The organism is Flavobacteriales bacterium, from assembly GCA_019694795.1.
GTDB lineage: Bacteria > Bacteroidota > Bacteroidia > Flavobacteriales_D > UBA2798 > UBA2798.
Genome location: JAIBBF010000018.1, coordinates 1 through 20,366, shown reverse-complemented (window position 1 = coordinate 20,366; position 20,366 = coordinate 1). Strand labels below are relative to the sequence as shown.

Sequence of the window (20,366 nt, the reverse complement as noted above, 5' to 3'; positions counted from 1 at the left end):
TATTTTCACATGCTGGTAAAAACATTTGGCAGTGCCGTAGTTGGCATCCAGGCGACTATTGTCACCATCGAAGTAAATATTCACGGAGGAGGGGTGTATTTTCATATGGTTGGACTACCCGACTCTGCCGTTAAGGAAAGTCAACAACGCATCCGTGCAGCGCTTAAAAACCTGGATTATAAAATTCCAACCGGAAAAGAAATTACGGTAAACCTTGCTCCCGCCAATATCCGTAAAGAAGGATCGTCGTACGATTTATCCATTGCCATTGGCATACTCGCTGCATCGGGACAAATTCCTCATGAGGAAATATCAGATTATATTCTATTGGGCGAATTATCACTCGACGGAGGATTTCAATCTGTAAAGGGAGTCTTACCTATAGCCATTAAAGCGAAGGAAGATGGATTTAAAGGAATCATTCTTCCGAAAATAAATGCAAGAGAGGCAGCTATTGTAGAGGGGCTTGCGATTTACGGCGTAGAAAACATTTCCGAGGTGATAGCATTTTTTAACGGCGAACAAAAAATAGAATCGACACAAGTGGATATTCGTCGCGAATTCTATGAACAACTTGATGCCTACGATTTCGATTTTTCGGATGTAAAAGGACAATTAAATATTAAACGCGCATTTGAAATCGGAGCAGCGGGCGGACATAACATTATTTTAATTGGTCCCCCCGGCGCAGGAAAAACCATGCTCGCAAAACGATTGTGTACCATTTTGCCTCCACTTTCTATTGAGGAATCATTAGAGACCACCAAAATACATTCGGTGGCCGGAAAGCTAAGCAAAAACGATTCGCTGATTACAGTACGACCATTTAGAGCTCCTCATCACACTATATCGGATGTTGCACTTGTTGGTGGTGGTGGATTTCCACAACCGGGGGAGATATCGCTTGCTCATAATGGTGTATTGTTTTTAGATGAATTACCGGAATACAAACGAACGGTTCTCGAAGTAATGCGTCAACCATTAGAAGACCGGAAAGTATCTATATCACGTTCGAAATTTGCGGTTGAGTTTCCTGCGAGTTTTATGCTGGTGGCAGCAATGAATCCCTGTCCATGCGGATATTTTAATCACCCCGAAAAAGAATGTGTTTGTCCTCCCGGAACCGTTCAGAAGTACCTCAATAAAGTCAGCGGTCCCCTCCTCGACCGTATCGATATTCATATTGAAGTAACACCGGTTTCCTATGATGAATTATCGTCCAAATCACCCGGTGAAGCAAGCAGACCAATTAGAGAACGTGTTATTGATGCAAGAAAAATTCAGGAAGAACGATTCAAAGAATTAAATGGAATTTATTGCAATGCACAAATGAGCAGCAGAACATTGCGCGATGTCTGCAGGATAGATCATGCCAGTGAACAATTAATGCGGACCGCCATGGATAAACTGGGATTATCGGCACGTGCCTATGACCGCATTTTAAAAGTGGGACGAACCATCGCCGACCTCGACAAATCGCCTTCCATCTTAACCCAACACATTGCCGAAGCCATTCAATACCGAAGTCTCGACCGGGAAAACTGGGCTGGATAAAATAGGTTGTTTACCGTAGTTTTTCCGATTCATCGCTGGTTTAAATTTGAATCAAATTCAATCAGCGAATGAGGAAATTAAAATCAGGAATAACGATTTTGTCGTTACTCCTTTCCATGTTTCAAACGCATGCCCAATCCAGTATCACTCTGGGTGCAACCATCGCTAGTCCGGTTCGGAGAGATTCGTATTTCGATCATATTGCATACGAAAACAAAGTTTATCTCAACCAAGATTTCTCCATGCCCAATTACCTCTTAGGTTTTAATATGGGTTTATCGGCACATTTAGACAATGATTTTCCCATTACGTTCGATTTTGTTTATATGCGCAAAGTTTCAAAAACCAAAAATGAAGGAACCGTTGGCGACAGATATGGAACCTATTCGGCAAAACTGAAACGCATTATCGGTTCATTCACGATGGGTGTTTCCGTTTTCAAAAATCCGAGAATCGGAATTGGATATGATATGGGAGCATTTCGGATACGATGGAAAAAACATGGTGAGGGATGGTCGAAGATGTTCAATTTTCCGGATATCCTCAATGGCTTTTCACTCTATGCGGTGTACGATCTTAAACCAATTCAATTCCGACCCTATTTTCAATTTTTTGGTGTATCCGATTTATTACTGGACGATGGAACAAAAGCATATCAGTTTATGTCCACCAACTTCGGAATCAGTATTTCATTCATGTTAAAGCATGACGACTAATGAAAAAAATAATTCTTTCTATAGTTCTAGCGATTGTTGTCTCCATTTCGTCAGCACAGATTTTGTTTTCGTTTTCGGGAGCAATAGGAAACCACACCAGCAAAGATTTTAGAGCATTTGGCAATTCATATGAAGCACTGCTTGGAAACAACGTTCTAAAATCGCGCATGAGATTAGGAATGGCCACCGGACTGAGCTGGGGCATCGACCTGATTGCGCCCAAAAGTGATTATTGGGATATGTTTGGTGGTATGTATCTGGGATTTCGTCACGCACGCATGGAAAGTAATGCCTTTGCAAAACTGAATAACGGAACACGAAATTTTACCATGCGCGTCAATGAATTTTATTGTCCCGTAGGCTATGGAATGGCAGAGGGAAATGGATTTTTTACCGCCTATTTCGGAATTGGATTAAGTAATCACGATTTGATTTCATCCTTCGAATATCCAAACGGAACCATTAGCAGGGGGACAGAATTAATTCTGAACGGAACCTATTCGGGTACTTCTTTCATCGGCGTGCCGGGGGTTCAAATGGGATTTTCCATTGGCAAAAGTAAAGGAGCCGGTATTGTCATATTCTCCGAAATCAATTACCGCTTTAGTATGGGAGGATCATTTTTAGAAGAGAAAATGTATACCAATTCTGCACTGGTTAGTTTTAGTGGAGATGCCGATTTCGAAATTCTTCCAAAAGATTATCAAAGCTATATGAATAATTCCACCAGCTACGATTTCGAAAATAAAGAAAACAAAGTACAAGCAGATGTCCGCGGATTTTATTTTAGTCTCGGCATAAAATTGAAGCTATTTTAATTCAGTGAACATGAAAAAGTATTTCATCCTGTTTATCATTCTGGGAATTGGACTTTCCTCCTGCGAAAAACAGGCCTGGCTCCAGTACAAATTCTCCGGTGTATTTAATATTAAAAAAATTACAAAATCGTATTATACCAACGGGCAACTCACTTCCAGCCGGGAAATTAACGATATGTGTATTATTCGCTTTTACGATAATGCAACAGACTACAACAATGTATATGTTGAATTGGATTCAGCGGATACCGACTTACCCATGTTTTTAAATATGAATAGTATAGAAAATGGCTTATTCTGGAAATTGGACGAAACCGATGAAAAACGATTTTTATTTATGACTTCCGATCCATATGAAGATTATGTTCTGGTCTATTCAGTGGTAAAGCAAAAACATAATTCATTTCAACTAGCTGCGGTGAGAGTAGACTCCAACGGACAAATGATCTATGACGAACAAATTGAATTTGAAAGGATAAAACCATAATTTAAATCTCTACTCTAAAATTGTTTATAGGTTATTCCTCCATTTATCATAAATGGTCGAAGAAATATGATGTTAATTCCCCTGAATCATTATTTTTATCTGCTGTTTGGTATCATCATACAGAAATAATGGTTCACCGTGTGAAGGGAAAAATCGAGGCAAAACGAAAAATAAATTTGTTCAGAACAATTGTATTGCTTCTGCAGTTCTTTCTTTTTTCTGCGAATGAAATATACAGTACCCGTCCGGAATATCTGGACAGCATGAAAGTTGTTGCGGATACCAGTACTGATATTCCTTCAAAACTAAATGCACTATACACCCTTAGTTTCGAAAATGCACTGATCAATCCCCGTCTGGGAATTAAATATGCAAAAGAATGTTTGCGACTTGCACAAGAGGTGAACGACCAACGAAGCATTCTCAACGCATATAATGGTCTTGGAAATTGTTACGAAACCCTGGGCAATTATGATTCTGCTCTCTTTTACCATCAGAAAACGTATTTGCTGGCTATTCCGGTTGGGAACAAACGACTTTTAGCATCTACCATATTTAATGTGGCGGGTTGTTATAAGGAATTGGGACAATATGAAAAAGCACTGAGCATCTATTTGAACACCTATTCCAAATTTACGGACGCTGAATATTATAATCCGCGTTTACATTTATTCATGGGTGATATTTACATTCATCTCGATAATTATCCGGAAGCAGAATATCACTCCAGAAAAGGAATTCAGCGCACCTTTAATACAGAAATCGATTATATTGGTTTTAGTCTGTATGTACAATTGGCAAAATGTCTCCACCACAAAAATGAAAACGATTCGGCCATTGTACTACTCGATCAGGCCATAGAGGGATTGAAAAAAAATACAGACCAGATCAGTCTTGCCGGCGCATTATCTGCACGGGGTGAATTATATTATGATTTGGGAAATTATCAGCTGGCATTGCAAAATTTTCTGGAGGAAGATCTGATCAGAAAAAACACTTCTAATGTGGTCGGACAAATCAATTCTCTGATTAATCTTTCTAAAACATACATTAAGCTAAATGAAAAAGGTAAATCGGAAATCTTTTTGAAGCAAGCGATTAAATTAACCCGTCAAATTCAAAGGAACAAGGATATTTTACTTATTTTCTATAAACAAATTGCCGAGCTGAGTGAGCAGATTGCTGATGTGAATACGGCTTTATTTTTTCATAAAAAACACGATGAATTAAAAGATTCATTGCTCAATCAGGAAAATTATCGTCAACTCAACATCATTCATACCCAATACGAAACGGTACAAAAAGAACATAAAATTCAGGAGCAAAAAATTATCCTTACCGAACAACAACTGGAGATCAGTGAAAAGAAAAATCAGTTTATTCTTCTCATCGTTCTGTTTATTATTATCCTGTTTACGGGAACGCTCATTTATTTCCGGTATTTATCTGCGCAAAAATTAAATTTTTTAAAAGAACTGCAGAAACAGGAAAACATCCGCTTAAACGCCATTCGCGAAAAAGAAAATGAAGAACGGATGCGAATCGCAAGAAACATTCATGACGAATTGGGTTCCGGCATTTCTAAATTGTACCTGCTGGCGGAAGGAACACTTCCTCTATTGGAAAGCAATGAAAAAGCCAGTGAAAACATTCAAACCTTATCCAAAACAGCCAGAAATATTTCTGAAAACATGCGCGATCTGGTGTGGACCCTCGATCCGGAAAACAATACACTCGATAACCTGGTTGCTAAAATGCACGAATACTGCAGTGATTATTTCGAAGATTTGTCCATACGAACAAACTACAACATCACCGATCCGGTGCCGGCTTACATTTTATCGAAAGATGTACAACGTAATTTATTCCTGGCTTTTAAAGAAGCCTTAAACAATGTGGTAAAACATGCAGGAGCTTCGTGGATTACCATTAACATGAAAATTGATAACTATCGGTTTATGGTAGAGATTCTCGACAATGGCAAGGGATTTAATGTGGAGCAAATCAGAAAAACATCCAACGGAATTAAAAACATGTCGCAACGCCTCAAAGATGTAAAAGGTTCCTTTGAAATTGATTCTTCCCCGGAAGGCACACGTGTCCGTTTAAGCATTCCCATTCACCCCGAATTGCAGAATACTACTTTTATGTGATGCCTAACTAAAAATAGCGAAGTAGATTTGAAGTCGATTCCATGAAAATAAAAGTATCCATCATCGAAGACCAAAAAGAAATCCGTGAGATGCTCTCTGTTATTGTAAAGGGACATCCGGATTTTGAGCTCGTTTCCAGTTTCGAAAACGGCGAAGATGCGGTTTCCGCTTTGCAAGTGGCGGAGGTAGATGTGGTATTGGTAGATATTCATTTGCCCGGCATGAGCGGTATTGAGTGTGTGGAGCTGCTTAAAAAGAAAAAAGCAAACACACAGTTTATCATGTGCACTTCACTCGAAAATTCCGAAACAGTTTTTGCAGCACTTAAGGCAGGAGCAACAGGATATCTGAGCAAAACCACTCCCCCATCCAAAATCCTGGAATCGATTGTTGAAGTACAACAAGGCGGATCACCCATGTCGAGCAGCATTGCGCGTAAAGTGGTTAGCTCATTCTCCGGAACAACAACCGAAGAAGATGAGTGGAGTAAATTATCACTTCGTGAAAAGGAAATTTTAGATCGACTGGCAAAAGGGTTACGGTATAAAGAAATTGCAGAAGAATTATTCATCAGCACTGAAACGGTACGGACTCACATCCGGAACATTTACGAAAAGCTGCAGGTGAATTCCCGTACTATGGCCATCAATAAAATATCCGGAAAAAACCTGGCCTGAATTTTACTACTTTTTGCGTATTGTCTCTTTCTGATTCTCGCTTAACATTTGTGTAAACATTTGAAGCGATGAAAAAAATCTACTTTATTATTCCAGCACTACTTCTTTTTACCAACGGAAGGAGTCAAACCCTCAGCTACGCCAACTTTAGTGTTTCTCTCAGTCAATCTGTTTCCGTTAAGGTAGCCAATAACAATTCGTATAATACGGCCTTATCCACCACCACCGGAAATGGTGTTACCTGGGATGCTTCGGGATTAACAGCTATGGCGGGATATCCTACTATTAATTTATCCTTTCAAAATCCCAATACTACGCCTTATCAAAGCATGTACAGTTCCGCCAACTATTGCGAATATGATCCGGCACTTACGGCTAATCTTCCTTACAATTATTATGGAATTAGTGCAGATAGTTTAACTGAATGGGGATCTTACGAACCCAGTGCCCAACATGAAATTTTTCAGGACCCGGATAAGCATTTAATCTTTCCGTTTAATTACGGACAAAGCTTTACGGATAATTATGCGAAAACAAACTACAGCGATGCTACTACTGTTTCCAGTTATCAAACCGGTAGCCGCACAGTAACCTTTTGCGGATTCGGAACCTTAATTCTTCCACAAGGATCATTCAGCAATGTGGCTATGATTTCTGAACTCAGAACAAACAGTCTTGGTCCTGATTCGTATTACTACACCTGGTACGACATCAACACAGGTAAAAAATTATTGTACCGCAGTGAAAATGACGGAAGCATAACCACAGCATGGTGCATTGAAGCTACAAATTCCATTCAGGAAAACAATCCAATCCGGTATTCTATTAGTCCAAATCCAACCGCAGACTTTATCGCCATATCCGGAGGTACTTCCAATGAAATTTTTTCTTCAGCGAGCATCTCCGACCTAAGCGGGAAAATCGTTATGCAGTTGAGTCAGCTTAACTCATCGGAAAAAATAAATATTTCCTCACTGCTTCCGGGTATCTACTTTTTAAGTATCGAAAACAACTCTTCCAGTGTACAAACTAAACCCATCATTAAACTATGAAAAACTTAATTGCTAAATCAATCACTCTGTTTTTATTTGTCGTTGCATTCCAACTACAATCTCAGGCACAAGTTGTAAGCGGTGTTCGTCCGCCGGCAGATGGAAAAATGGGAGAATTTACACCATGGACCAAACAAACGGTATATTTCGAAGACAAAACCACTGCCGATATCGAATATCGTATTGCCCTGGTAAAACGAAAAGGAATTGCTTGCCATTACCAAATTGAAGTAAAAAACAACTCCACCATTAAACTAACCGTAAAATTTAAATCATCGTATTACGATAAATTAGTGAAGAGTTCGTTTGGTGAAGAAAAAAAAGGAAGTATAAAACCCGGAAAAATTCTGGAAGGCACCTTAATTGCTCAAGGTTGCCGGAAAGAAAAGGGAGAAGAAAAGGATGACTACGGAATTTGCAGTGCTTGTGAATTTGGTGTAAGCATTTACGTTTCCAAATAAAGAAAAAGGGGCTCTCGCCCCTTTTTTATTTTACTGCTTTTGCCTTTGCATTATTCGCTACTACCTGATCATACTGAAACATGTAGTCGCGGAATTTAACTGAATCTCCCAGTGTTCGATAGGTAAATCCTAAAAATTTATACGCGTTCTCATAGCTAGCATCACATCCCAACGTTTGATTAAATAAACCAATAGCCCGATCGAAATATATTTTTGCAGAATCTTGTTTACCCTGCTGCAAATTGATTTCACCCATGGTTCCGTAAACGCTTCCCAAATTACACATGGCGTCGGCATAACAAATCGGACTTATCTCCACTGCCTTTTTAAAATTAAATTCAGCTTGTGGGAGTCGACCCGTTTCAAAATAACAGGTGGCTAAATTATTAAAAGCCGTAGGGTCATTATTATTGAGCGATAAAGTCCGGTTATAATGAAAAATGGCTTTTTCATAATTTCCCATGTCCTTATAAATTCTTGCTATTAATCCATGGACATTCGGAAATGGTTCCCAAATCTGCAATGCCTTCAACAATTCTTGTTCCGACTTCTGCAGGGTAATCATTTTCTGATCCGGACTCATCATTTTTAAGGAATCCGGTTTGGCAATCATACCTGCATGATAATACAACATGTGTGCACTATTGGGAACTGTTTTAACATCGGCTTCAAACAAGGTATTATCACTTTTCCAATCTCTGTTTCTATCGATGGTTTTGTATGAAAATGCAAAAAGAACAGGAAGTAAGATGGCCGAAAACGAAAGTCGGGAAAATAATTTGGAAAAGGATAATTCCCGCTCAGAGATAAATCCTCCAAAACGTTCAACCAGTAATCCAACTGCCAGTACAAATCCAACCGAAGGAGCAAACAACAATCGCTCTCCCATATTGGTTCCTATTAGCACGAAAACATTGCTTACAACGGAGAGACTGATCAGATAAAACAAAATCGCATAGGCAATGGGATTCTTCGACTTCAATTTCAACAGCGCATAAACAAATAATCCGCCGTGAATGAATAAGGAAAAGATGAATCCTGCATGAGCAGCACTGCTTACAATAGGAATAGTATTGTAGGAATAATCACAGGAAAGCGGATGAGGAACCAGGAGTAATTTTAAATAAAGTCCGAGAATGTAAATGGCAGTCATGCGTTGTTCCCCGAACGATTGGGTAACGAATAGAGAATTATCAACCACAGGGACATTATCCACTCCAATCATTCCAATAACGCTTTTATGAATCATCAGATACATAACAGTGAAAACACCCATCACGCCAAATACGGTTCCAATGCGTTTAAAGGATGTATCCGTAAAAAAATACATGGTTAATGGAACCAGAACTAAAAACGTAATGGCATTTTCTTTCGTAAACAAGGCCAGCAAATAAATCAGTGAAGCAGCAAGTAAATATTTTGCTTTACCGCCTATCGCATAATCATGAGCAAACCACATGCTTAAAAACACCATCATCAAAGCAAGAATCTCATCAATACTCTTGATGTTGGCTACTACTTCGGTATGGATCGGATGAACGGCAAAAACCAAAGCCGATATAAAGGCTAAATAAAATCTTCCAGGAAATAATTTCAGCAGTAATAAAAAGAAAAATCCACACAAAAAGGCGTAAGAAATTACATTTACAAAATGAGCGAATGCAGGTTGATCGGGAGCAATCTGCCATTCGGCTGCAAATACGGTTTTGGTAATGGGACGATACAAATTATCTTCCACCAGAAAATTTCCATCGCGCAATCCGGTTTTAAAAAATTGCGGCATGGCAGATAGTCCCTGTGTCGTTAATTTATTATCCTTTATCACCGAAAAATCATCCAGCACATAACCATGATTTAAGGTGTTGGAATACACCAAAAATCCAATCAGCGCTAAAAAAAGAAATGCACTTCGCTTTAATCCTGCTGAAAGTGTATCACTCGCTTTCGTTTTCACGGAAGGTTCCTGTCCCTTTTCCGCAGCGCGCGTGTGTTGATGTTTTTCTTTTTTGCTTTTCATAGTGTTCCTTCTTAATCAGCCATTATTTCAAAACGGCAGGTTCTAACAATTGCATTTCACCTTTATTGGCATTCATTCGCACTTTTGCTCCAATGGGTAGCGTATATTTATCGCTAATGTGCCCAATCATTGCTCCGCTGTAAACCGGTATTCCCAGCGATTTAAAATAGGTGTCAAACAGCACTTCGGTTTTTATTTCAAACTCTTTTTCCTCTGCCACACAATCGCGGAATTTTCCGATTACAATTCCTTTTAACGATTGTAAATAGCCCGACAATTTTAATTGCGCCAACATACGGTCGATCCGAAAAGGTTCTTCTTTCACTTCCTCTAAAAACAAAATTTTTCCATTCGGATCCGGCAGATAAGGTGTGCCTATCATCGAACAAAAAACACTCAGATTACCACCTACAAGAATACCATCTGCTTCACCGGGTGATATCGTTCTGATTTGATCTTCCGCTTTTTTACCGGGATAATAATGCGTGGAATGCGCTTCCATCAATACACTCTCTACATATTTCATGGTGAAATCGCCCCAGGAGGAATTCCCTACCGGACCATGAAAACAAATGAGTCCGCTTTTTTCGTAAATGGCATTGATGAGTGAGGTAATATCACTAAATCCCATAATGATTTTCGGATGCTGGCGGATGATGTCATAGTCGATTTTATCCAATATCCGTGCGCAGCCATAACCGCCTTTCATGGCTACAATGGCATTTACATTTTTATCCGTAATCAATTGCATCAATTCACGCGATCGCAAATCATCACTACCTGCGAGGTATCCTTCTTTAGAAAAAACACTTTCTCCCATCTTCACGCGAAAACCCAAATCTTCCAGCTTCTTTTTAAACTCATGCGCCGTTTCTGCATCACGAAGTGCACCTGCAGGTGATGTTACAGCAATTAAATCACCACGCTTTAGCGCAGGCGCTTTAATAGTGCTGGGTCTCTGCTTTTCTTCCAGGTTAATGAAGGACGAAAAACCGATAACGGCCATACCCGATAAGGCAGCGGGAATAAATTGTCGACGAGAAATTTTCACAAGGAAAAAGATACAAAAAAATTACATGAGCATCCCCACCATCACGGCAGTGAATAAACAAGCTAATGTTCCTCCGATAAGTGCTTTAAACCCTAACTGAGAAAGCGTAGATTTTTTATTCGGAGCCAGAGACCCAATTCCACCGATTTGTATTCCTATAGAGGCAAAATTGGCAAAACCACATAATACATATGTAGCCATAATGATGGATTTCTCCGAGTGAAACGCGCCTGAAGCTTTTAAATTCCCCAATGTAGTATACGCGTAAAACTCATTCAGAATCGTTTTTTCACCGAGAAGTTGTCCCACTAAAATCGTATCCTCCGAAGGCACGCCCATAAGGTAGGCGATTGGTGCACCAATGTATCCTACAATAAATTGAAGTGATAATCCATCGTAATTTGTATTGGCTTTTATCACTTCGTTAATTCCTGACAGTTCACCGATAAAATCTTTCAAAATATAATTCCCCATTGCAATCAGCGCGATAAACACCAATAGCATGGCGGCCACATTTGCTGCGAGACGTAAACCATCCGAAGTACCATTGGTAATCGCTTCCAAAGCATTCGATCCAATCCGGTCTTTAGGAATAGTCATTTCTGCATTAAATTCTTCTGTTTCCGGCACTAATAATTTTGCAGCTACTATAGCGGCAGGGGCAGACATCACCGAAGCTGCCAGTAAGTGTTTGGCAAAATACAATTGTTCCTGGGGATCATCGCCACCGAGAAATCCGACATAAGCAGCCAATACCCCGCCTGCAATAGTGGCCATTCCTCCTGTCATTAAACACATGATTTCAGAACGGGTCATGTTCGGTAAATAGGGTTTAATCAGCAAAGGAGCTTCTGTTTGACCAAGAAAAATATTCCCTGCGGCAGCCATGCTTTCTGCTCCGGATAGACGCATCGTTTTTTTCATCACCCATGCCAGCGCATAAACAACTCGTTGCAAAATCCCCCAATAAAACAATAAACTGGTCAGCGCACTGAAAAAGATAACCGTTGGTAAAACCATTACCACAAAATTCATTAACGGATTTTCAATTTTCCCTGTACCAAAACTACTAAATAAAAAAGTTGTCCCTTCCTGCGTAAATGATATCACACCTAAAAAAAAATGAGAGATCCCATCAAATATCGAAGCAACAAATGGAACGCGCAATACTGCTATGGCAAAAACAAACTGAATAGCAATTCCGGTTAATATCAATTGCCAGTTGATCGCTTTTTTCTTTTCGGAAAACAACCAACCGATAAACACCAAAACCAAAATTCCTACTACACCTCTTAAAACAGATTCAACAGAAAAGGAATAGGTTTTTAGTTTAGGGTGATAGGTAAAAACCATCGGACTTTCACCTTTCCTAACCAACACCAAACGATGTTCACTTAAGGTGTCAATCATTAAATCAGTTTGAAAAGCAAGATCACTCAATCCATCATTTCCAATCCGCGCTATTTCTTCTTCTTTCGAATACAAATGCACATTCGATCCTTCCGCTCCGGCACTGAATGATAAGGAATCTACTTCCTGTTCCAGTTTAACCGATCGCTGAATATTCAGATGTACAATGGCACCTTCGAGTTTCCAGCTTCCTTGTAATGTATCGTTACCGAAATCCTGTAAATGCAATGAAAAATTCCGGTCGACATCCGTTTTTCCGGTAAACAAAATGAATTGTGTTGAATCAGCAGAAGAAACCCACTTACGGGCTAATAATTTTGCGGGATCGCTCTCCGGTTGTTGTCCGCACGAAGCCAACAATACCAATGCAGCAAGCAATGCGACCCACCATTTCATGCTTAATTTTTTTTGCGGTTATTGAGTTCGTCACGAATGCGTGATGCTCTTTCGTAATCTTCATCCTCCAGCGATTCCAGCAGGGATTTTTCCAAATCGTTAACCGACATTTTTGTAAAATCGGCGGGGTGACTCAATTCCCCCAGATCAACTTCTTCCTCCGCCTCATCATGATCGTCGTCGGATGACGAATTTTCTTCATCGAATACCAATCCCGCAGAAGCTAAAATAAACTCGTAGGTGTAAATGGGACAACCAAAACGTACCGCAAGAGCAATTGCATCGGAAGTGCGCGCATCGATTTCTGCCGATTTGCCATCACCCTTACAAACTACTTTGGCGTAAAAAATTCCTTCCACCAAATTGTAAATAATGACTTCCTCTACGCCCACATCGAAACGCTGACAAAAAGATTTAAAAAGATCATGGGTTAAAGGTCGGCTAGGCGTCATTTTCTCCAGCTCAATGGCAATGGCCTGTGCTTCGAAGCCACCAATAATAATAGGAAGACGTCGCTTACCACCGGCTTCACCAAGAACCAGAGCATAGGCTCCGGATTGCGTCTGACTATAGGATAAACCTACAATTTCCAATTTGATCTTTTCCATGAAAAAGAAAAAAGGGAAGCAATCAGCCTCCCTGTTATTTCGTTTTAAAGATAATAAAAAAATTACCTCAACAATTAGTTATGAGAAGCTTTGAATTTGCGAAGCGCTTCCGTGATCTGAGGAACCACCTGAAAAGCATCTCCAACAATTCCATAATCGGCCGCTTTAAAGAAAGGAGCTTCCGGATCGCTGTTTACCACCACAATTACTTTAGAGCGGTTTACACCGGCCAGATGTTGAATAGCACCGGAAATACCTACGGCGATATAGAGATTTGGAGCAATGGCAATACCGGTCTGACCAACATGTTCGTGGTGAGGTCTCCAGCCAATATCGGCAACGGGACGCGAACAAGCTGTTGCGGCACCCAATTCTTTAGCTAACTCTTCAATCATTCCCCAGTTTTCAGGACCCTTCATTCCGCGACCTGCAGATACAACCAATTCGGCTTCCGGCAAGGAAATTTCGCCTTCATTTTTCTTCACTTCTTTCACCTTCACAGAAGAAGCACCTGCATCAAATGCAAAATCTTCCACACTTGCAGAACCACCCGCATTGGCTAGTCCAACGGAATTGGGCAATACAGAAATAACTTTCTTTTCAGAAAGCACTTCAATTTCACCATAGGCTTTACCGGAGAATAAATTCACCTTTACAGTGAAACCGGCAGAAGTATTCGGATAATCAATAGCACCGGAAACCAATCCTGCGCCCAAACGTGCACTTACACGCGGAGCCACTGCGCGACCAATCAAATCGTGAGAAAAAACAATAACAGAGGCACCTTCTTTTTCGGCAGCACCTACTACCAGTTTAGAAATCTGACGCGAATCGGCATTGCTTAAAGAGCGATTCACGAGTACTTTAGTTACACCCTGCGTTCCGAAAGCAGCCAATGCAGCGGCATCAGCATTTCCAAAAGTGATTACAGTTGCGCTTGTGCCAAGTGACGAGGCAACTTTTGCTCCATAAGAAGCAGCTTCTAAAGCATTTTTAGAGACTTTACCATTGCTGGTGTCGGCAAAAATTAAAATAGCCATATCGAATTTCTTAAATGAATGATCAAATTACTTTAGCTTCATTGTGAAGAAGCTCAATCAATGAACCGGCATTGTCTGCAGGAATCATTTTGCAGGCAGATTTTGCAGGAGGCATCGAGAATTTTTTCACGTTGGTGAGTTTCGCAACTTCCACCGGAGGAACAACTGCCAATGGTTTGGTACGGGCAGCCATAATTCCACGCATATTCGGAATGCGTTGCTCCGCCATTCCTTTAGCACAGCTAATCACCAATGGTAAATTGGCCTCAACCACTTCCGTTCCGCCTTGAATATCGCATTCAATAGTTGCAGTAGAACCCGCAACATCTAATTTGGAAGCAATCGACACATAAGGTAAATCGAGCAATTCAGCTACCATTCCCCCAACCTGCGATCCGTTAAAATCGATGGTTTCTTTACCCAGCATAACCATGTCGAAACCTTTGTCTTTTGCATAAGCTGCAATTTGACTTGCAACAAAAAATGCATCCGTAGCTTCGGCATCAATGCGCACTGCATCGGTGGCTCCAATGGCTAAAGCTTTACGAATAATGGGTTCGTCGGCTGGAGTACCAACGGTAATGGTAGTAACCGTTCCACCACTGGTTTCGGTTAATTCCAAAGCACGCACCAAAGCATACCATTCGTCGTAAGGATTAACAATGTATTGCACGCCGGCCTCATTGAATTTGGTATCGTTATCAGCAAAAGCAATTTTGGATGTGGTATCCGGCGCTTTACTGATGGCAACTAGTATTTTCATAATTCAGAATTTTCAGAAGGCAAAAATAGAAATTATCACCAAGGCACGAAAAAATCTTCGTGATGGAATCGGAAGAAAATCAGATTAGGGACGAAGAATCAGGATTTTCGAACTATCCGATTCATAACCCTTGAATTTCAACCAGTCGCGCAAGGTCTCTTCACCGGGTGATACCCAAAAGGGCCAATAGCCGGATGGCGAAGAAGAAGAATAGCCGTTTACAGTTTTCATTCCGCACGATTGAGCCGCCAGCATTCCGTCCAGCTGAACCAGATTCGGATCTTCACCTGCTGCTCCAAACCAGACCATGGCATTCCATTTTTCAGGCTGTTGTTCATTCGCTTTTGAAATGATGGGTGCAATGCGTGCCATCGACTCCGCTTTCGAATGGCGAATTAAATTCGATTGTTTCACCAGCTGGTCCATGGGCATAAAAAGAAGAATGACACCAAGAACAATCGTTCCATTTTTTTTCTTTCTTAATTCCTTCACCCAAAGGGTGATGAAAACCGAAAAGAAAAAGAGCAACAGCAACATAAAACGCACAGGTGCACGCATTGAACCATAACCCGGAAGTTTGTAAATGAATTTATACATGGTAAATCCACCTACACTCAAAAACAACAGGCAAATAATGAAAAAGGAAATAAACAAAACATTCCCATTTGCATCGGATTTAGTCCGGGTAATACGCGAAAAAAATGGCCAGGTGAGTAAGGCCAGCACTGCTAAAACTCCCGGAAAAATCACATGCTCCCAGGGGAATTGTAATCCATTTGCATTTCCTTCTAAAAAGGAATAAAGTGCCGTGCCATTGCCCGGATAAACGAACGATTGCAAACGTGGAAGTAAAGGTTCTACTTCTTCCCAGGGACGCATCCCTATTTCTTTGGATCGTTGATAATACTTCCAAACCAAAGGAAATACCAATATGGCGGAGCCTGCTAGAACTAATGCATACCGAAGACCATTATTTTTTAAGAGCGAAAAAGTAATTTGTTTGTACGACGACTGATAAAAAAGATGTACGAGAACGATAACGAACAAGATCAACACCAATAAAAATCCGAGATACATGGAACCGTAGAATTGACCAACAACGGCCAGACACAAAACCAATAATTCCTGCCACTTGAGTGATTGTAAAAAAAGGAGCAAATAAACTATGGCAATCGGAGCGAAAAAGCGGGGTAAAAGTTGAATATGATTAATCTGAGCAATTACCGGTAAACCAAATGCAAACAACCATGCACCAATGGATGCCGCAATTACATCTCCACTCCATTTTTTAAGCATAAAAAAGGCCGACAGAAAATTCAAAATGCAAATGGCAATGAAAAACCATTGAAATGCTGTTTCACGATCGCAACCTAAAAAGCGGAAAACAGAATAAACAGGGACAACGCCCAATAAATTATCGGAATAGGTGATAGCATTCGCCTCCGGATAAAAAAATGGAGCTCCCCAAAAATAGTCTTCCTTACCACAAAGGTAGCGGTGACCATGCTCCAGGATATAATTATTAAAGCGCGTATCTCCCAAATCACCCGGCATACCGTCGAATTCCGGACCTATTACCCTGCCGGGCAAGAGGTAAATCCCCAGCAACAACAGTCCAAAAAACACAAATCTGCCCAATAGTTTTTCACTCATCATAGAAGGGCTTGAAAATAAGAAATATATACCATACAAGGGAAAAACATATTTTATGTAGTTTGTAGTGCTCTTTTGTTATTTTTGCCCTGTTCTAATTTTTCGGAAATGAGAGAAGTACAATTTCGTGAAGCCCTGCGTGAAGCCATGAGCGAAGAAATGCGTCGTGATGAACGTGTTTTCCTGATGGGCGAAGAAGTAGCAGAATATAATGGTGCCTATAAGGTAAGCCAGGGAATGCTGGACGAATTCGGTCCAAAACGTGTTATCGATACACCCATTGCCGAATTAGGATTTGCAGGAATCGGAGTTGGTGCCGCTATGAACGGTCTGCGTCCGATTGTTGAATTCATGACCTGGAACTTTGCTATTCTGGCTGCCGACCAAATCATTAATTCTGCAGCGAAAATGATGCAAATGTCGGGCGGACAATACAACGTCCCCATCGTTTTCCGCGGTGGAAACGGACAGGCGGGTCAGCTCGCAGCAACGCACTCTCAAAGCTTTGAAGCTTTTTACGCTCACGTTCCGGGATTAAAAGTGATCACTCCTTCTAATCCATATGATGCAAAAGGTCTTTTAAAAGCCGCCATTCGCGATAATGACCCTGTGGTGTTTTTGGAATCAGAAAAAATGTTTGGCGATAAAGGCATGATTCCCGAAGGAGAGTATGTGCTTCCAATTGGGGTTGCCGATATTAAACGCAAAGGAAAGGATGTCACCATTGTGACCTTCGGAAAAATATTAAAAGTGTGTCAGGCCGCTGCCGATGAACTGGCAAAAGAAGGAATTGAAGTAGAAATCATCGATTTGCGCACTATTCGTCCGATCGATTACGACTGCGTAATTGAATCCGTGAAAAAAACGAATCGTTTGGTAGTGGTTGAAGAAAGCTGGCCGCTGGCTTCTATTTCGTCTGAAATTGCCTATTGGGTACAGCGCTATGCGTTCGATCACCTCGATGCTCCCATTTGGCGCGTTACACAAACCGATACCCCATTCCCTTTTGCCACCTCCTTAATGGCAGAAGCTATTCCCTCCCCCGAGCGTGTTATTCGGGCAGTAAAGGAAGTGATGTATAAATATTGATACGAAAAAGGAGACTCAGGTCTCCTTTTTTTGTGACAATAACCACTTAACGGCCTGCTCATCATCGCGAAACACGGCCGTTGGAATGGCGGGCCGGTGCAAAATCAAATAAATACGTATGGCCATTTTAGCCATGGCATTTGAATCCCCCGGAACTAAAGCCATCCGTTCTGCTAAATGCAATAAGGTGGAATTCATGTAGGATTTCGATTCATTAGAAATCCGGTGTACACCTCCCGTATTCATTAAAAAGGGACGAGGCCTTCCATTGGCTAATTCCTTCAACGCTTCATGATTTCGTTTAAAATCATCCAAATGCGATTCGGTAACACCGGGTAAATGATGTAAAGTCAATAAACCATTCGTGTGAATGCGGACAACCGCATTTCTGGTTTCTATCTTCTGTTCAACGGTTAATGGTAATAATCCTGTCATGTCTCAATCCTTACTAAAAGGATTTAACAGAAAGCCATCGTTCTTTGTTACAGAAATTATGCACGCATCCTAATTAATGGACAAAAAGACCAAAAACAAGGATAAACCACCTCAGCCGGACATCCATTTGCTTTGGGTTTGCAGATTTCATTATTAAGCCCTAGTTTTGCCCCCCTTAAAATTCGACAGAAGAGAACATAATTCATTTGTTATGCAGTTTTTACAAGACAATTTAATTTACCTGATCCCTGCAATGGGAATCATCGGCCTGTTAGTGATGGCGGTGAAAAGCGCATGGGTAAACAAACAAGAAGCCGGCGACAGCAATATGCAGGAGCTGGCAGGTTATATTGCCAATGGAGCAATGGCCTTTTTAAAAGCAGAATGGAAGATTCTGGGCTACTTCGTAGTTATCGCAGCAATTCTTCTGGCCTATTCCGGAACCATGGTAGAACATTCCAGTCCCGTAATTGCCGTGGCCTTCGTTATCGGAGCCGTTTTTTCAGCATTGGCCGGTTACATCGGTATGCGCATTGCAACACGTTCTAACGTTCGTACCACGCAAGCAGCAAGAACCAGTCTTTCTAAAGCATTAAAGGTTTCCTTTACAGGTGGAACCGTAATGGGCTTAGGAGTTGCTGGATTAGCAGTGCTTGGTCTCGGTTCTTTATTTATTGTATTCTACAATATGTATGTTCCTGCCGGAGCAGACATCACCGGAGTAGAAATGCGTAAAGCCATTGAGGTTTTAACCGGATTCTCATTAGGAGCTGAATCCATTGCTCTTTTTGCACGCGTGGGCGGAGGTATCTATACCAAAGCGGCAGACGTTGGAGCTGACCTCGTAGGAAAAGTAGAAGCAGGTATTCCTGAAGACGACGTTCGTAACCCTGCAACCATTGCCGATAACGTGGGTGACAATGTAGGTGACGTTGCCGGTATGGGAGCTGACCTTTTCGGTTCATATGTAGCTACCATTTTAGCAACGATGGTATTGGGACAAGAAATCAAATCGAATGACGAATTCGGTGGAATGGCACCCATTTTATTACCAATGGTAATTGCCGGAGTTGGACTTTTATTCTCCATCGTTGGAACCTGGTTTGTGCGCGTAAAAGGAGAAAAAGATTCTGTACAGGCTGCTCTTAATATGGGTAACTGGTCATCTATCGTACTTACTGCCATTGCATCTTACTTCCTGGTAATCGGACTCCTTCCTGAAAAAATGCATTGGGTAAATGCAGCACGCGGCGGTGAAATTCTTGCCATCAATGTTTTCTACGCAATTCTAGTTGGACTTGTAGTTGGAACATTAATGTCGATCATTACCGAGTATTATACTGCAATGGGTAAACGTCCGGTTAATTCAATTATTCAACGTTCAGCTACCGGTCACGCTACCAACATTATTGGCGGATTATCAGTAGGTATGGAATCTACGGTTTTACCAATTATCGTACTTGCTGCCGGTATCATGACTTCTTATCACTTTGCAGGATTATACGGAGTAGCAATCGCTGCTGCCGGTATGATGGCAACTACAGCAATGCAATTAGCAATTGATGCATTCGGACCAATTGCCGATAACGCAGGCGGTATTGCCGAAATGAGTCAGTTACCTCCGGAAGTTCGTGAGCGTACCGACAATCTTGATGCCGTTGGTAACACTACCGCAGCAACAGGAAAAGGATTTGCCATTGCATCTGCAGCTTTAACCTCTTTAGCTTTATTTGCTGCATTCGTAGGTATCGCCGGAATCACTTCTATCGATATTTACAAAGCGGATGTATTAGCCGGTTTATTTGTTGGAGCAATGATTCCATTTATCTTCTCTTCATTGGCTATTGCAGCGGTGGGAAGAGCAGCGATGGACATGGTGAACGAGGTTCGTCGCCAGTTCCGCGAAATTCCTGGTATCATGGAATACAAAGCAAAACCTCAATATGAAAAATGTGTTGAGATTTCTACCAAAGCATCTATCCGCGA

The 20,366-nt window shown here is 41.0% G+C and carries 18 protein-coding genes; 10 read left to right on the top strand and 8 right to left on the bottom strand.

Annotated features, from left to right (window positions below; all coding sequences use genetic code 11):
• Nucleotides 1–9: 9 nt before the first annotated feature.
• The 8 genes from K1X56_07565 to K1X56_07530 all read left to right on the top strand — a co-directional run bounded on the left by K1X56_07565 (nucleotide 10) and on the right by K1X56_07530 (nucleotide 7,918).
• Nucleotides 10–1,554, top strand: a complete 1,545-nt coding sequence (locus tag K1X56_07565; protein ID MBX7094559.1) for a YifB family Mg chelatase-like AAA ATPase — start codon at nucleotides 10–12, stop codon at nucleotides 1,552–1,554.
• Between the two features lie 68 nt (nucleotides 1,555–1,622).
• On the top strand, nucleotides 1,623–2,270 hold the full coding sequence (locus K1X56_07560; protein MBX7094558.1) for a hypothetical protein: 648 nt from the start codon (nucleotides 1,623–1,625) through the stop codon (nucleotides 2,268–2,270).
• A complete protein-coding gene (locus K1X56_07555; GenBank protein ID MBX7094557.1) occupies nucleotides 2,270–3,088 on the top strand; it encodes a hypothetical protein in 819 nt (272 codons plus the stop codon). The genes K1X56_07560 and K1X56_07555 overlap by 1 nt, the downstream gene beginning before the upstream one ends.
• Nucleotides 3,089–3,098: 10 nt before the next feature.
• Nucleotides 3,099–3,575 carry a hypothetical protein gene (locus K1X56_07550; protein MBX7094556.1) on the top strand — a complete coding sequence of 159 codons (477 nt, stop codon included), beginning with the start codon at nucleotides 3,099–3,101 and terminating at the stop codon, nucleotides 3,573–3,575.
• A 263-nt stretch (nucleotides 3,576–3,838) separates the two neighbouring features.
• On the top strand, nucleotides 3,839–5,728 hold the full coding sequence (locus tag K1X56_07545; GenBank protein ID MBX7094555.1) for a hypothetical protein: 1,890 nt from the start codon (nucleotides 3,839–3,841) through the stop codon (nucleotides 5,726–5,728).
• A 41-nt stretch (nucleotides 5,729–5,769) separates the two neighbouring features.
• On the top strand, nucleotides 5,770–6,405 hold the full coding sequence (locus K1X56_07540) for a response regulator transcription factor (protein MBX7094554.1): 636 nt from the start codon (nucleotides 5,770–5,772) through the stop codon (nucleotides 6,403–6,405).
• Between the two features lie 68 nt (nucleotides 6,406–6,473).
• Nucleotides 6,474–7,457, top strand: a complete 984-nt coding sequence (locus K1X56_07535; protein ID MBX7094553.1) for a T9SS type A sorting domain-containing protein — start codon at nucleotides 6,474–6,476, stop codon at nucleotides 7,455–7,457.
• A complete protein-coding gene (locus K1X56_07530; protein MBX7094552.1) occupies nucleotides 7,454–7,918 on the top strand; it encodes a hypothetical protein in 465 nt (154 codons plus the stop codon). Before K1X56_07535 ends, K1X56_07530 begins: the two co-directional genes overlap by 4 nt.
• Nucleotides 7,919–7,943: 25 nt before the next feature.
• Here K1X56_07530 and K1X56_07525 read toward each other — a convergent pair whose 3' ends face one another.
• From K1X56_07525 to K1X56_07495, 7 genes are all read right to left on the bottom strand, one after another.
• Nucleotides 7,944–9,935 (bottom strand): tetratricopeptide repeat protein, encoded by a 1,992-nt coding sequence (locus tag K1X56_07525; GenBank protein ID MBX7094551.1) that lies wholly within the window; start codon nucleotides 9,933–9,935, stop codon nucleotides 7,944–7,946.
• A 22-nt stretch (nucleotides 9,936–9,957) separates the two neighbouring features.
• Entirely contained in the window at nucleotides 9,958–10,986 is a 1,029-nt protein-coding gene (locus tag K1X56_07520) for an LD-carboxypeptidase (GenBank protein MBX7094550.1), read from the bottom strand.
• Between the two features lie 21 nt (nucleotides 10,987–11,007).
• Entirely contained in the window at nucleotides 11,008–12,792 is a 1,785-nt protein-coding gene (locus K1X56_07515) for a Na+ dependent nucleoside transporter (protein MBX7094549.1), read from the bottom strand.
• Between the two features lie 2 nt (nucleotides 12,793–12,794).
• Nucleotides 12,795–13,400 carry a bifunctional nuclease family protein gene (locus K1X56_07510; protein MBX7094548.1) on the bottom strand — a complete coding sequence of 202 codons (606 nt, stop codon included), beginning with the start codon at nucleotides 13,398–13,400 and terminating at the stop codon, nucleotides 12,795–12,797.
• A gap of 74 nt (nucleotides 13,401–13,474) precedes the next feature.
• On the bottom strand, nucleotides 13,475–14,440 hold the full coding sequence (locus tag K1X56_07505) for an electron transfer flavoprotein subunit alpha/FixB family protein (GenBank protein MBX7094547.1): 966 nt from the start codon (nucleotides 14,438–14,440) through the stop codon (nucleotides 13,475–13,477).
• Nucleotides 14,441–14,462: 22 nt separating this feature from the next.
• Entirely contained in the window at nucleotides 14,463–15,203 is a 741-nt protein-coding gene (locus K1X56_07500; protein MBX7094546.1) for an electron transfer flavoprotein subunit beta/FixA family protein, read from the bottom strand.
• An 84-nt stretch (nucleotides 15,204–15,287) separates the two neighbouring features.
• Nucleotides 15,288–16,856: a hypothetical protein gene (locus tag K1X56_07495; protein MBX7094545.1), complete on the bottom strand. Its 1,569-nt coding sequence runs from the start codon at nucleotides 16,854–16,856 to the stop codon at nucleotides 15,288–15,290.
• A 108-nt stretch (nucleotides 16,857–16,964) separates the two neighbouring features.
• Here K1X56_07495 and K1X56_07490 point away from each other — a divergent pair, with 108 nt between their 5' ends.
• A complete protein-coding gene (locus K1X56_07490; GenBank protein MBX7094544.1) occupies nucleotides 16,965–17,945 on the top strand; it encodes a pyruvate dehydrogenase complex E1 component subunit beta in 981 nt (326 codons plus the stop codon).
• Between the two features lie 15 nt (nucleotides 17,946–17,960).
• On the opposite strand, the gene K1X56_07485 is transcribed toward K1X56_07490, so the two are convergent.
• Nucleotides 17,961–18,380 (bottom strand): hypothetical protein, encoded by a 420-nt coding sequence (locus K1X56_07485; GenBank protein MBX7094543.1) that lies wholly within the window; start codon nucleotides 18,378–18,380, stop codon nucleotides 17,961–17,963.
• 211 nt (nucleotides 18,381–18,591) lie between these two features.
• Between K1X56_07485 and K1X56_07480 the strand changes: the two genes are divergently transcribed.
• The coding region (locus K1X56_07480) for a sodium-translocating pyrophosphatase (protein MBX7094542.1) at nucleotides 18,592–20,366 on the top strand (1,775 nt) is incomplete at its 3' end.